Source organism: Halorubrum sp. CBA1229 (assembly GCF_003721435.2).
In the GTDB taxonomy this organism is placed as follows: domain Archaea; phylum Halobacteriota; class Halobacteria; order Halobacteriales; family Haloferacaceae; genus Halorubrum.
The window spans coordinates 969,220-981,558 of the sequence record NZ_CP054585.1; the positions used below are offsets into that span (position 1 = coordinate 969,220).

14 protein-coding genes are annotated in these 12,339 nt (G+C 69.9%); 11 read left to right on the plus strand and 3 right to left on the minus strand.

Annotated features, from left to right (window positions below):
• Positions 1-52 precede the first annotated feature (52 nt).
• The 3 genes from Hrr1229_RS04865 (at position 53) to Hrr1229_RS04875 (ending at position 3,243) form a co-directional block, all read left to right on the plus strand.
• Positions 53-1,009 carry a succinylglutamate desuccinylase/aspartoacylase family protein gene (locus Hrr1229_RS04865; RefSeq protein ID WP_123113932.1) on the plus strand — a complete coding sequence of 319 codons (957 nt, stop codon included), beginning with the start codon at positions 53-55 and terminating at the stop codon, positions 1,007-1,009.
• Positions 1,009-2,238, plus strand: a complete 1,230-nt coding sequence (locus tag Hrr1229_RS04870; RefSeq protein ID WP_123113931.1) for a threonine synthase — start codon at positions 1,009-1,011, stop codon at positions 2,236-2,238. Before Hrr1229_RS04865 ends, Hrr1229_RS04870 begins: the two co-directional genes overlap by 1 nt.
• A gap of 99 nt (positions 2,239-2,337) precedes the next feature.
• Entirely contained in the window at positions 2,338-3,243 is a 906-nt protein-coding gene (locus Hrr1229_RS04875) for a ketopantoate reductase family protein (protein ID WP_123113930.1), read from the plus strand.
• Positions 3,244-3,298: 55 nt separating this feature from the next.
• Here the strand turns inward: Hrr1229_RS04875 and Hrr1229_RS04880 are convergent, their stop codons facing one another.
• Entirely contained in the window at positions 3,299-3,520 is a 222-nt protein-coding gene (locus tag Hrr1229_RS04880) for a hypothetical protein (RefSeq protein WP_123113929.1), read from the minus strand.
• A 282-nt stretch (positions 3,521-3,802) separates the two neighbouring features.
• On the opposite strand from Hrr1229_RS04880, the gene Hrr1229_RS04885 reads away from it, so the two are divergent.
• Genes Hrr1229_RS04885 through Hrr1229_RS04895 form a run of 3 tightly spaced genes read left to right on the plus strand, consistent with a single transcriptional unit; the run spans position 3,803 to position 7,058 of the window.
• Positions 3,803-4,651, plus strand: coding sequence for a CBS domain-containing protein (locus tag Hrr1229_RS04885; protein WP_123113928.1), 849 nt, complete (start codon positions 3,803-3,805; stop codon positions 4,649-4,651).
• The gene (gene glyS, locus Hrr1229_RS04890) at positions 4,652-6,436 is read left to right on the plus strand and encodes a glycine--tRNA ligase (RefSeq protein ID WP_123113927.1); all 1,785 of its coding nucleotides are present in this window, start codon (positions 4,652-4,654) and stop codon (positions 6,434-6,436) included.
• A 4-nt stretch (positions 6,437-6,440) separates the two neighbouring features.
• Positions 6,441-7,058, plus strand: a complete 618-nt coding sequence (locus Hrr1229_RS04895; RefSeq protein ID WP_123113926.1) for a dolichol kinase — start codon at positions 6,441-6,443, stop codon at positions 7,056-7,058.
• 526 nt (positions 7,059-7,584) lie between these two features.
• On the opposite strand, the gene Hrr1229_RS04900 is transcribed toward Hrr1229_RS04895, so the two are convergent.
• Together Hrr1229_RS04900 and Hrr1229_RS04905 are read right to left on the minus strand one after the other, a co-directional pair.
• Positions 7,585-7,734 carry a 50S ribosomal protein L40e gene (locus Hrr1229_RS04900; RefSeq protein WP_123113925.1) on the minus strand — a complete coding sequence of 50 codons (150 nt, stop codon included), beginning with the start codon at positions 7,732-7,734 and terminating at the stop codon, positions 7,585-7,587.
• Positions 7,735-7,829: 95 nt separating this feature from the next.
• Positions 7,830-8,099 carry a thioredoxin domain-containing protein gene (locus tag Hrr1229_RS04905; protein ID WP_008002506.1) on the minus strand — a complete coding sequence of 90 codons (270 nt, stop codon included), beginning with the start codon at positions 8,097-8,099 and terminating at the stop codon, positions 7,830-7,832.
• Positions 8,100-8,246: 147 nt separating this feature from the next.
• On the opposite strand from Hrr1229_RS04905, the gene Hrr1229_RS04910 reads away from it, so the two are divergent.
• From Hrr1229_RS04910 to Hrr1229_RS04930, 5 genes are all read left to right on the plus strand, one after another.
• Positions 8,247-8,411, plus strand: a complete 165-nt coding sequence (locus Hrr1229_RS04910; RefSeq protein ID WP_123113924.1) for a preprotein translocase subunit Sec61beta — start codon at positions 8,247-8,249, stop codon at positions 8,409-8,411.
• An 81-nt stretch (positions 8,412-8,492) separates the two neighbouring features.
• The gene (gene pdxT, locus Hrr1229_RS04915; protein WP_123113923.1) at positions 8,493-9,086 is read left to right on the plus strand and encodes a pyridoxal 5'-phosphate synthase glutaminase subunit PdxT; all 594 of its coding nucleotides are present in this window, start codon (positions 8,493-8,495) and stop codon (positions 9,084-9,086) included.
• Between the two features lie 35 nt (positions 9,087-9,121).
• Positions 9,122-9,427 (plus strand): phosphoribosyl-ATP diphosphatase, encoded by a 306-nt coding sequence (hisE, locus tag Hrr1229_RS04920; RefSeq protein ID WP_123114915.1) that lies wholly within the window; start codon positions 9,122-9,124, stop codon positions 9,425-9,427.
• Positions 9,428-9,554: 127 nt separating this feature from the next.
• Positions 9,555-10,199, plus strand: coding sequence for a helix-turn-helix domain-containing protein (locus tag Hrr1229_RS04925; protein WP_255212562.1), 645 nt, complete (start codon positions 9,555-9,557; stop codon positions 10,197-10,199).
• 167 nt (positions 10,200-10,366) lie between these two features.
• Positions 10,367-12,328: an ABC transporter substrate-binding protein gene (locus Hrr1229_RS04930; protein ID WP_123113921.1), complete on the plus strand. Its 1,962-nt coding sequence runs from the start codon at positions 10,367-10,369 to the stop codon at positions 12,326-12,328.
• The last annotated feature ends 11 nt before the right edge of the window (positions 12,329-12,339 follow it).

Below are 12,339 nucleotides of genomic sequence, written 5' to 3' on the forward strand. Positions count from 1 at the left end.
GTGATCGCCGCGGACCGAACGGATAAAGGGCCGGCCGGCCCACGTTCGCGTAATGATCACCCTTGGAACGGCCCGCGCCCCGCCGGGCGAGACGGACACGGGCCGTCTCGAAGTGGGCGAGACGCGGGACGGGAGCCCCGTTCGGCTGCCGGTCGCCGTCGTCAACGGCGCGACCGACGGGCAGACGCTGTACGTGCAGGCGGTCAGCGACGGTGACGAGCTCAACGGGCTTGGGGTCGTCAACCGCGTCGTCCCGCGGATCGACCCGACGGAGCTCTCCGGCGCGGTCCTCGTCGTCGGCATCGTCAACTACTTCGGATTCCAGGTCGCGGAGCACCGGAACCCGATCGACGATCGGAAGATGAACCGGGGATACCCCGGCGACGAGGACGGGACGACCAGCGAGCGGATCGCCCACGCGACGTTCCAGGCGGCGAAGCGCGCGGACCTCATCTTAGACCTGCACCAGGGGTCGACCAGCCGCATGATAAACGAGACGCGGGTTCGGTGCGGGGTCCGGCACCACCTCCACGGCGACTGCCTGGAGCTCGCGAAGGTGTTCGGCTGCGGGCACGTCCTCGACATCAAGGGCCCGGACGGCCAGCTCGCCCGGGCCGGACCGGAGCACGGGGTCCCGACCATCGACCCGGAGCTCGGGGGCGCCGTCGGCTGGGACGAGGAGTCGATCCGGTACGGCGTCGACGGCGTGTTCAACGTGCTCCGCCACTACGGCTTCCTCGACGGCGACGTCGAGACCGAACGGCAGGTCCGCGCGCGCGGATTCGACCAGTACGGGTCGCCCGCGGGCGGGCTCGTCCGGTTCGATCGCGACCTCGGCGAGCGCGTCTCGGCCGGTGATCTCCTTTTTAAGGTGACCGACACCTTCGGCGAGCTGAAGGGGCGCGTGACCGCCGACGCCGACGGCGTCTTCTGGCGCACCCGGCGGCTCCCGCAGGTCGCCGCCGGCGAGTACGTCTGCTCGGTCGGCACCAACGTCGACCGCTACTGATGTCGGACGGCGACGATCCGACGGGAGGGACGGACCCAGCGGGAGCGGACGCGAGGGACGCGGACGCGACTCCGAGACGACTCGTCTGCTCCGAGTGCGGGACGGTCGTCGCCGACCGGTGGCGCTGCGAGTGCGGCGCGCCCCTGAACTTCGCCGACCCGCCGATCCCGGACCGACCGGAGCCAGACCGGTTGTCGACGGATCCGGCGGAGGAGGAGTCACTCGGCGCCCGCGACGGGCTCTGGGCGTTCGCGGAATTCCTCGCCGTCGGCGATAACCCGACCGACCGCGTGACGCTGGGCGAGGGAATGACGCCGCTCGTCGACGCCGACGGTCCGCGGAGCGGTGCCCGAGCCGACGGAGCGGAGTGGAACGCAGAATTCAAGCTGGAGTACGTCTTCCCCACCGGCTCATTTAAGGACCGGGGCGCGACGACGACGCTCACGCGCGCCAGAGAGCTCGGCGTCGACCGCGTCGTCGAGGACTCCTCCGGCAACGCCGGCGCGGCGATCGCGACGTACGCGGCCCGGGCGGGGATCGACGCCGCGGTGTACGTCCCGGCCGACGTCAAGGAGTCGAAGCTCCGCGCGATCCGCCGCGCCGGGGCCGAACCGGTCCGGATCGAGGGGAGCCGGAGCGACGTGACGGACGCCTGCGTCGCCGCGCTCGGGGAGGGCGATTCGTGGTACGCCAGCCACGCCTGGAACCCGGCGTTCTTCGAGGGCACCGCCACGGTCGCCTACGAGATTGCCGCCCAGCGCGGCTGGGAGGCCCCGGACGCGGTCGTCACCCCGCTCGGCCACGGGACCCTCTTCCTCGGCGCGTACCGGGGGTTCCGACGGCTCGAACGCGCCGGCTGGATCGACGCGGTCCCCCGGCTGTTCGGCGCGCAGGCGGCCGGCGTCGCCCCGGTCGTCCGGGAGCTCCACGGCCCCGAGGCGGCCGACCCCGGCGGGCGCGTCAACGACGCCGCAGACGGGATCCAGATCGCGGAGCCGGTTCGCCGGGCGGAGATCCTCGACGCGATCGCCGAGAGCGACGGGGACGCGCTCGCGGTCGCGGAGTCGGCGGCGGAGCGCGAGCTCGACCGGCTCCACCGGGCGGGCTTCTACACCGAGCCGACCTGCGCCGTCGCGCCGGCCGCGCTCCGGGAGCTCCGCGAGCGCGGGACGCTCGCGCCCGACGACGACGTCGTCGTCCCCCTGACCGGGAGCGGGCTCAAGGGGTGACCGAGGCGGCGCGTCGTCGCCGTCGCGGCCCGGAACCGCCGCTGCGCGGCGGCCCGCGCCACCGCCACGCCTTTTCAGTCGCGTCCCGTGGGAGCACACATGGAGGTCCTCGTCTACGGCGCCGGCGCGCTCGGCAGCCTGATCGGCGGGCTGTTGTCCCGGGTTCACGACGTCACCCTCGTGGGACGAGACCCGCACATGCGGCGGATCCGCGAGGACGGGCTCCGGATCGACGGGGAAATCGACGCGCGCGTTCACCCGCGAGCGCTCACGGACGGGACGCACCGCGCCGCCGACCTCGCCGTGGTCACGACGAAGGCCTACGACACGGACGCGGCGGCGCGGGCGCTCGCGACGGGCGAGTACGACGCGGTCTGCTCGCTCCAGAACGGGCTCACCGAGGAGCGGCTCGTCGCCGCGCTCGACCCGACGGTACTCGCGGGCACCGCGAGCTACGGCGCTCTCCTCGCCGAACCGGGCCGGGTGACGTGTACCGGGGTCGGCGAGGTCGTCGTCGGCTCGCTCGCCGGCGGCCCGGATCCCCTCGCCGAGCGCGTGGGCGCCGCGTTCGACGAGGCCGGGATCGAGACGACGGTCGCCGCCGACATGCCCCGGCGCCGGTACGAGAAGCTCGCGGTCAACGCGGGGATCAACGGCCCGTCGGCGCTCGCCCGCCTCTCGAACGGCGCGACGCTCGACGGGCCGGGCGGCGAGGTGGCGCGCGAGGCGGCCCGGGAGGTGGCTCGCGTCGCGCGCGCCGACGGCGTCGATCTCGGCGACGACGAGGCGGTCGCGGCTGTCGAGCGCGTCGCCGCCGACACAGCCGACAACCGCTCGTCGATGCACGAGGACGTCGCCGCCGGGCGGCGGACCGAGGTCGACGCGATCTACGGCGCCGTCGCCGACCGCGCCGACCGCTTCGGGGCCGCGGCGCCGACGTGTCGGACGATCGCGTCGCTGATCCGGGCGTGGGAAGTCGGAGAAGGGGTCCGCGGACCCGCGTGACCGCGGCCGGCCGGAGGGCGGGACGGCCGCCGCCGGTCGTCGAGCGACTACCGAATCAGCACCACTCTTCGAGGACGGTCGCGTCGGTCTCGTCGACCGAGACCCACGCGTTCTCCCGCGAGACGTCCGCGATCACCAGCTCCGGTCGCGACGCCGACGAGTCGATCGACGCCATCACGTCCGGGGAGTCGTCGGCGTCGAGCGTCGGATCCGTGGGCAGCGCCGTCCGACGGTGATCGGGGTCCGGGTCGTCCCAAGGAGTGGAACTCCGTGACATGATTGTGAATTGTTCACAGTAGGTATAAGGGTTCCGGACCGGAGCCGTCCGCCGTCGGTGGATCCCCGCATCGAGCAACGGAATCAACGGTTGAACCGGTCTTACGCCGTCGATCGGACGGGTATCAGCTGCGTTGCGCGTCGATCCGACGGACGGGTTGAATCGGTGTCGTGTGCGTCCCGCCTCGGAGGGTCGAACCCCGCCGGCGAGCGCCGAGCTTCCCCCGCGCCGTCGCCGACCACCTTCGCAGTATACAAGAGGTGCCACGCTGAAAGACGGTGCATGAACGTATCAGACGCCATGACGCCGCGGTCGGATCTCGTCGTCGTCGAGATCCCGGGGAGCCGGAACGACGTGCTGGAGTACATCCAAGAGTACGGTTTCTCCTCGGTCCCCGTCGTGAAGGACGTCGACGGCGACGAGGTGTACCGCGGGCTCGTCAGCCGGGACGACCTCATCGAGCAGCCGGACGAAGACCAGCTCGCGCTGCTGATGCGGGAGGTCCCGACGGTCGGCGCTGACGACGACATCGTCGGCGCCGCGGCCACGATGGTCGCCGAGAGCTCCCGCCGGCTCCCGGTCGTCGACGGCGATCGGATCGTCGGTATCCTCACGGTCACCGACGTGGTGCGGGCGATCGCCCGCGGCAAGATCGACGGTGACACCGAGGTCGGCGGGCTCGCGACCACGGCGGTCAACGCGACCCACACCGAGACCCCGCTGCCGGTCGCCGAGCGGGAGATCGGGCTCGCGAACGTCCCCTACGCGGTCGTACTGGACGACGACGCCGCGATCGCGGGCATGCTCACCGAGGTCGACATCCTCGAAGTCGCCCGCGTCGTCGAGGGCGAGGCGAGCACGGGCGACTCCATCGCCGAGCAGGACTCCGAGTGGTCGTGGGAGGGCATCAAGGCGACCGGCGCGCGCTACCTCCCGACCCGCAACGTGGAGCTCCCGGCCGGGGCGACCCGCCACTTCATGACCGCGGACCTGATCACGGTCAGCCCCACCCGGACGGCGAAGGAGGTCGCCCAGGAGCTCATCAGCAACGACATCGAGCAGGTCCCCCTGGTCAACGGCACCGACCTCGACGGCATCGTGCGCGACGTGGACCTGCTGGAGGGCCTCTAGATGGCCGCGGGCGACCTCGTCGAGCTGGCGAAGCGGCGCGGCTTCTTCTTCGGCTCGAACGGCGCGTACGGGGGGACGGCCGGCTTCTACACGTTCGGTCCGCAGGGCGCGGCGCTGAAGCGGAACTTAGAGGACGCGTGGCGCGACCGGTTCACCATCCGCGAGGGGAACCGCGAGATCGAGGCGCCGACGGTGATGCCCGAGCCCGTCTTCGAGGCCTCAGGTCACCTGGAGGGGTTCGACGACATGCTCGTCGAGTGCGGCGAGTGCGGCGAGTCCCACCGCGCCGACCACCTCGTCGAGGCGGTCACCGACATCGAGGACGCCGAGGCGCTCCCCGGCGACGAGGTCGAGGCCCTCATCGCTGACAACGACATCGCCTGCCCCTCCTGCGGCACCCCGCTCGCGGGCGAGCCGGTCGAGGACTTCAACCTCATGTTCGCGACCGACATCGGGCCGGGCGACGGCCAGCCCGGCTACCTCCGGCCGGAGACCGCGCAGGGGATCTTCGTCGAGTTCCCGCGGCTGAAGGAGTACGCCCGCGGGAACCTCCCGTTCGGGATCACCCAGATCGGCCCCGCCTACCGCAACGAGATCTCGCCGCGCGGCGGGCTCCTCCGCCTGCGCGAGTTCACGCAGGCCGAGCTGGAGCAGTTCATCGACCCGGAGGAGGACGAACCACCGCTGGACCGCGTCCGCGACGTCGGCGTGCGGCTGTACCCGGCGACCGAACAGGAGGCCGAGGACGGCGAGTACGTCGAGACGACGGTCGGCGAGGCGGTCGACGAGGGCGTCATCGGCTCCCCGTGGGTCGGCTACTACCTCGGCGTCGCCAAGGAGTGGTACGAGCGCGTCGGCGTCGACACCGACCGGTTCCGGTTCCGCCAGCACCTCGCGGGCGAGCGCGCCCACTACGCGGCCGACTGCTGGGACGCGGAGAGCGAGGTCGACGGCGACTGGATCGAGATCGCCGGGTTCTCCTACCGCTCCGACTACGACCTCTCGAAGCACGGCGAGTACGGCGACGATTCCTTTACGGTGTTCAAGCGCTACGACGAGCCGAAGACGGTCGAGCGCGCGACGGTCGACCCCGACATGTCGGTCCTCGGCCCCGAGTTCGGCGGCGACGCCGGCGCGGTCGCCGACGCGCTTGAGACGCTCGCCGAGCGCGACCCCGACGCCTTCGACGGCGAGACGGTCTCGGTCGACGTGAACGGGGACACGCGTGAGGTCGACGTCGACGTCGCGAACTTCGCGGTCGAGGAGACCACCGAGAGCGGCGAGCACATCACGCCGCACGTCGTCGAGCCCTCCTTCGGCGTGGGCCGCACCGTCCAGACGCTCCTCGCGCACTCGTACCGCGAGGACGAGGTCGACGACGAGGCCCGGACGTACCTCTCCTTAGAGCCCGAGATCGCGCCGCAGGACGCCGCGGTGTTCCCGCTGGTGACCAACGACGACCGGCTCGTGGAACTCGCGGACCGGGTCGCCGCCGACCTGCGCGCGGCCGGCCTCGCGGTGGCGTACGACGACTCCGGCTCGATCGGGCGGCGCTACCGCCGGCAGGACGAGGTCGGCACGCCGTTCTGCGTCACGGTCGACCGCGACGGGATCGAGGGTGACGGCCCCGACACCGTCACCGTCCGCGAGCGCGACTCGGCGGCGCAGGTCCGGGTCCCCGCCGACGAGTTGGCCGGCGAGCTGGCCGCGCTCCGCGCGGGCGAGTCGTTCGACGCGCTGCTGGACCGGTACGAGACGGTCGAGACCGACGTCGAGACCAGCTGAACCCGTGCCCCTTCCGGCGGCGGAGTGGCGGACCGAGGTGGAGTTCGAGCGGCGGCTGGTCCACTCCGGGGGGACCCTCTACCCGGTGCCGTACCTGCTCGGCTGGTTCACGTGGACGGAGACGCGCTACTTCCTCGTGGCCGCGCTCGCCGTCGTCCTCGCGTTGGAGTTCCTCCGGCTCGTGATCGGCCTCAACCACTGGCTCTACCGGAAGCTCACCCGAGAGTACGAGACCGACGCGCTCGCCGGCTACGCGCTGTACCAAGTGAGCATGACCGGCGCGGTCCTCCTCTTGGAGCCGACGCTCGCGATCCCCGCGATGTGGATGCTCTCCGTGGGCGACCCCGTCAGCGGCGCGCTCGGGGACAACGACGCCACGGAACCGAAGCGGCCCGCCGCGTGGGTCGCGATGTTCCTCGTCTGCTTCGGACTCGCCGTCCCCTTCACCATCCCGACGTTCGGCCCCGACGTGGGCGTCGTCGTCGCGATGGCGGGCGCCGCCCCCGCCGCCGTCGCCGACGGGCTCCCGCCGATGATCCGCGGCGTCGCCGTCGACGACAACCTCACTATCCCGCCCGCCGCCGCCGGCGGGATGCTCCTCGCGCTCGCGGTGTTGGGATAGGTCGTGGGGCGGGTAGCCGCTCGATAACGAGCGAAGGGCGCGGTGGTTATTTATAAATCAACAGTTGTGGTGGCGCGCGCCTCCGAGCGCTCGCTTATAAGCGAGCGCGAGGAGCGCCGCGCGAGGGAGTCGGTCGCCCGGAGCAACGTGGAGGGCGACCGACGAGGTTGGGGAGGCGTGAGGTGCGGTGCTGTGCGGTCAGGGTGGGACTCAAAGGGGCAGCCGTGAGGCGGGCGCAGGCGACGCAAGCACTGGAAGGAGCGAACGAAGTGAGCGACTGAAGCGCGCAGCGAGCGTGCGTCCGCCTCACGGCTGGGGCTTTGAAGGCGTTCACCGTCGATCTGTTATCCCGCACGTACAGCCGAGCGGCTAGGGCTTTGGAAGCGTCTGTCAGAGATTACTAGTCAGCCATTTATAAAGAATCAGTGGCCATTTATAAAGAATCGACCCAGCGATCGTCGGAGACGACGCACACGTAGCTAACAGACCCAACCGAGCCGCAGAGAACCGATTACGGAACGATCGCTTACGTCGCGCGGCGTTCCTTCGCCTTGGGGCGGAGGTTCTTGTAGCCGCACTTGCGGCAGCGCTTCGCGTCGGAAGAGTTGCGAGCGTTACAGCGCATGCAGATCTGCCGGTCGAGGTTGCGGCGTTCCGCGGCGTCGAAGCTGGCCATACGGCTACTGTCGCGGCGACGCTGTAAAAGGTTGCGAGACGCGGCGGCGGATCGGCGACCCGCTCCGCCGCCGTTTCGGGCGTGCGTGCCGAGCCTCAGGCGCCGGCCTCGGACAGCGCGGCCTCGATGTCCTCGCGCTGGGTGACGCCGACGAATCGGTCCACGACGCCGTCGTCGTTCTCGATGATCAGCGTCGGGAGCGAGCGTACCTGATACTGGTTGGCGACGTCCTGCTCCTCGTCGACGTTCACCTTCTGGAGCTCGAAGGCGTCGCCGAGGTCCTCCTGGATCTCCTCCAGGATCGGGTCCTGCGTCTTACACGGGCCGCACCAGTCAGCGTGAAAATCCAGCAGTCGAACAGTCATTATCCGGGCGATTCTACCGTCGGACCGCGCATAAGGGTTTCCCACTCGGCGATACGCGGGGGCTGTCGGTCTCGGGTCGCCGACCGCGGCCGCGGCTCGTCGACCGCGAGCGAAACGTTTAGAACGACGCGCGGACCACGCTCGGGTATGAGCAGTGGTTCCAACTCCGGCGGGCTGATGTCCAGTGCGGGACTGGTCCGCTACTTCGACAACGAGGACCGGAACGCGATCTCGATGAGCCCCAAGACCGTCCTCGCGTTCTGCGTCCTCTTCGGCGTCTTCGTGCAGGTCCTCTCGCTGACCGTCGCGTAACGGTCCGACCCCCGTTCGAACGCTCTCCGCCCACCGACCGGTAGCGCGCCCTTTTTGCCCGTCCCCGACCGAGTCGATCACATGAAAGCAGGCGTCATCGCCGTGCAGGGCGACGTGGCCGAGCACGCCGCCGCCGTCCGGAACGCCGCGGCCGCCCACGACGAACCCGCGGAGGTCGTCGAGGTCCGCGACGCCGGGATCGTGCCCGACTGCGACGTCCTCCTCATGCCGGGCGGGGAGTCGACCACCATCTCGCGGCTGATCCACCGAGAGGGGATCGCCGCGGAGATCCGCGACCACGTCGCGAGCGGGAAGCCCGTGCTCGCCACCTGCGCCGGGCTCATCGTCTGCTCGCGGGACGCGAAGGACGACCGGGTCGACGCGCTCGGGCTCGTCGACGCCTCCGTCGACCGCAACGCCTTCGGCCGACAGAAGGACTCCTTCGAGGCGAAGATCCCGGTGACCGGGCTCGACGACCCGTTCCACGCCGTGTTCATCCGCGCGCCGCTCATCGACGAGGTCGGCGCGGACGTCGAGGTGCTCGCGACCGTCGACGGCCGCCCGGTCGCGGTGCGCGACGGGCCCGTCGTCGCCACCGCGTTCCACCCGGAGCTCACCGACGACCCGCGGATCCACGACCTCGCCTTCTTCCCCCAGCGCGAGGTGATCGCGTGAGCGACCCCGAAGCGGGACGCGACGAGGCGGGCAGAATCGAAGAGACGGGCGGAAGCGGCGAGGCCGTCCTCGACGAGCTGTTCGCCACCATCGAGTCGCGCAAGGCGGAGCTCCCCGAGGGGTCGTACACCGCCTCGCTGTTCACCCACGAGAAGGGCGAGAACGCCGTCTTAGAGAAGATCGGCGAGGAGTCGACCGAGGCCATCCTCGCGGCGAAGGACGACGACCTCGAGGAGCTCACCGCCGAGAGCGCCGACCTTGTCTACCACCTCCTGGTGCTGCTCGCGATGAAGGACCTCGACCTCGAGGACCTCCGCGGCGAGCTCCGCGATCGGTTCTGACTAAAACACTATATAGCTCACGCGGAAACGGACTTACCCGACCGAGAGGTGACTCAGTATCCTTCGTATTGAATTCCGGACGTCGCTCTCGGGCGTCATCGGCGAGATCGCCGAACGCGTCCCCGACGTGCGGTCGATCAACTTCGAGAACGCCTTCTACGCGGACGACGGCGACTGGATCGAGTCGCTGCTCGTCGCGTCAGCGTCGCCGTTCGACCCCGAAGCGGCGTTGGCGGACCTCTCTCGCGTCGAACTGTTCCACTGCGAGCAGGTGGTGGACGGATCGACGGAGCCGACCTATCGGCTGACCGTCGTCGCACACGAACCCTACCCGTTCCTCCTCGGCGTCGTGCTGCGTGAGAACGCGATCCCGAACCGGTTGGAGTTCCTGAACGGTCACCTCCGCGGAGTCGTCACGGTCACCGAGTGGGAGTCGTTCCGGACGCTCGCGGACAGGATCCAGGAGCAGTTCGGCGAGTTCGAGCTCCTGAGCGTGAACCAGGTCGAGACGACCGGCGAACCGCTCGGAAGCGGACAGCTCGGACGAGCCCTGCGGAACGAGCTCTCGCCCGAACAGCTGACCGTGCTGCGGACCGCCCATCGGATGGGGTACTTCGACGCGCCGCGGCGAGTGTCGGCGGACGAGATCGCCGCCGAGCTCGACATCGCGCAGTCGACGCTCAGCGAGCGGCTGCGACTCGCAGAGAAGCGGCTGTTCGATCTCGTCTTCTCCGTCCCCGACGAGTCGTCGACCGACGCCGCCGACAGATAGCTAGCGACCGGGGACTCGGAATCGAAACTGCGCGACCGCTCTCGATCGGCGGAGACGGTGAACCCGCCGCGATCGGCCTCGGATCTCGTATCCCTAATAAAGAATGATGAATATTGTGCGGTATCGGGGGTAGGTACAACGGAGTTACGGGGATACGTACGGGTGGAATGTCGCAAGACAAGAGCTTCGAGATCGAGACAGGCACGAAATCACGGCGGCGGTTCATCCAGATCGCCGGCGCGGCCGGGATGGCGGGGATAGCCGGCTGTGGCGGTGACGGCGGCGACGGCGGCGACGGCGGCGACGGCAGTGACGGGAGCGACGGCAGCGACGGCAGCGACGGCGGAGGCGGCGGCGCGGCGTCGATCGAGACGCAGTTCTGGGAGGAGTGGCCGGTCGAGTCGAAGGGGTCCGACGTCAACGACGAGGCGATCCAGTTCGAGTACACCGCGGTCGAGGGGGAGACCGTCCCCCAGGTGGACACCCACTTCGCGCAGGCCGAGACCCCGTGGATGCGGGAGTTCGCGCTCCTCGTCCAGCAGTCGATGAACGACATCGGCGTCGGCGTCAACCTGATCAACGTCCAGCCGAGCACCCGGTACGGGGAGTTCTGGCGGGCCGACATCGGGCATCCGGTGCCGATAACGATGAACCTCCACGGGCCGGACCCACAGCGCGGGCTCGACCCGAACCCGTTCCTGATGCGGGCGCACCCGGAGACGGGCGGGAACTACTACAACTACAAGAACGACGAGGTCACGGAGCTGTTAGACGAGCAGGCGTCGACGATCGGCGACACGGAGGCGCGCGCCGAGATCTGCCACGAGATCCAGCGCAAACTCAACGAGGACGCCTACCTCATCGCGGCGAACTTCCCGGAGGTCATCACGGTGGCCAACACCGCCGACTGGGAGGGGTACGTGCCGACCCCCGGCAACGGGACCACGCGCGACTCGTTCATCTGGACGCAGGTCAACCTCCAGCCGCAGGGCGACTCGACGACCTGGGTGAAGGGGGTCACCTCGGGGATGCAGGGGACGAACCTCCCGTTCTCCAGCGGCGGTCAGGAGGAGAAACGGCTCCTGAACGTCTACGACGGGCTCTTCGACGCCTCGCCGCAGCTCGAGATCGTCCCCGCCCTGGCGACGAACGCCGACGTCGTCGACGACACCACCGTCGAGATGGACCTCAGAGAGGGCGTCGAGTGGCACGACGGCGAGTCGTTCGGCCCGAGCGACGTGAAGTTCAGCGTCGAGTTCTACAAGGAGCACAACGCGCCCCAGCAGGCCGCATTCATCCGGACGATCGACTCCGTGGAGGTGCTCTCGGAGACCGGCGGCGGCCGCGTCCGGTTCAACCTCACGGAGCCGGACGCCGCGTTCCTTACCCAGCGGGTCGTCCGCAGCGCCATCATCCCCGAGCACCGCTGGTCGGACGTCGACAGCCCGAGCGAGTACAACCCCGAGAACCCGGTCGGGACCGGGCCGTTCTCGTTCGTCAACTGGGAGCAGGGGGCGGAGCTCCGCTTAGAAAAGCACGAGAACAACTGGATGTGGGACGACGACGTCCGCGAGGAGCTGCTCGGGGAGTACTTCGTCCCCGGCGACGGGATCGACGAGATGGTCCACGCCAACGTCGGGAACGTCTCCACGCTCATCGGCGCGATGCAGTCCGGCGACATCGACGCCATCGGGACGACGGTCTCGAACGCGCAGGCCGACCGCGCGGCGAACCCGAGCGGCGTCGAGAAGCAGACGTCGCGGAACTACGTCCCCACGGACGTCCACCTCAGTCACCTCGTCCCGCTGTTCCGGGACAAGACGTTCCGCGTGGCGCTGTCGCACGCCTTCGACAAGGAGGGGTTCGTCGAGAACACGCTCGGCGGTCGCGGCGAGGCGATCGAGGGGCAGAACCTGATCACGCCGCTTTTGACCCCCTACCACGGCGAGACCGAGCCGTACGAGTACGACGTCGACGCCGCTCGAACGATGCTCCAAGAGGCCGGGTACACGTTCGACGGCGACGACAACCTCGTCTGGCCGGAGGGCGACGCGTGGGACGCCTTCGCCGAGCGCGTCGAGAACGGGCACGCGTCCCGCGCTGACCTCGACCAGCCGGACTTCTCGTAGAGGACCTCCAA

Excerpts from the sequence above, each read along its gene's own strand:
- Hrr1229_RS04865 (WP_123113932.1), top strand. The coding sequence starts at position 53 with ATGATCACCCTTGGAACGGCCCGCGCCCCGCCGGGCGAGACGGACACG.
- Hrr1229_RS04870 (WP_123113931.1), top strand. The coding sequence starts at position 1,009 with ATGTCGGACGGCGACGATCCGACGGGAGGGACGGACCCAGCGGGAGCG.
- Hrr1229_RS04875 (WP_123113930.1), top strand. The coding sequence starts at position 2,338 with ATGGAGGTCCTCGTCTACGGCGCCGGCGCGCTCGGCAGCCTGATCGGC.
- Hrr1229_RS04880 (WP_123113929.1), bottom strand. The coding sequence starts at position 3,520 with ATGTCACGGAGTTCCACTCCTTGGGACGACCCGGACCCCGATCACCGT.
- Hrr1229_RS04885 (WP_123113928.1), top strand. The coding sequence starts at position 3,803 with ATGAACGTATCAGACGCCATGACGCCGCGGTCGGATCTCGTCGTCGTC.
- glyS (WP_123113927.1), top strand. The coding sequence starts at position 4,652 with ATGGCCGCGGGCGACCTCGTCGAGCTGGCGAAGCGGCGCGGCTTCTTC.
- Hrr1229_RS04900 (WP_123113925.1), bottom strand. The coding sequence starts at position 7,734 with ATGGCCAGCTTCGACGCCGCGGAACGCCGCAACCTCGACCGGCAGATC.
- Hrr1229_RS04905 (WP_008002506.1), bottom strand. The coding sequence starts at position 8,099 with ATGACTGTTCGACTGCTGGATTTTCACGCTGACTGGTGCGGCCCGTGT.
- Hrr1229_RS04910 (WP_123113924.1), top strand. The coding sequence starts at position 8,247 with ATGAGCAGTGGTTCCAACTCCGGCGGGCTGATGTCCAGTGCGGGACTG.
- pdxT (WP_123113923.1), top strand. The coding sequence starts at position 8,493 with ATGAAAGCAGGCGTCATCGCCGTGCAGGGCGACGTGGCCGAGCACGCC.
- Hrr1229_RS04930 (WP_123113921.1), top strand. The coding sequence starts at position 10,367 with ATGTCGCAAGACAAGAGCTTCGAGATCGAGACAGGCACGAAATCACGG.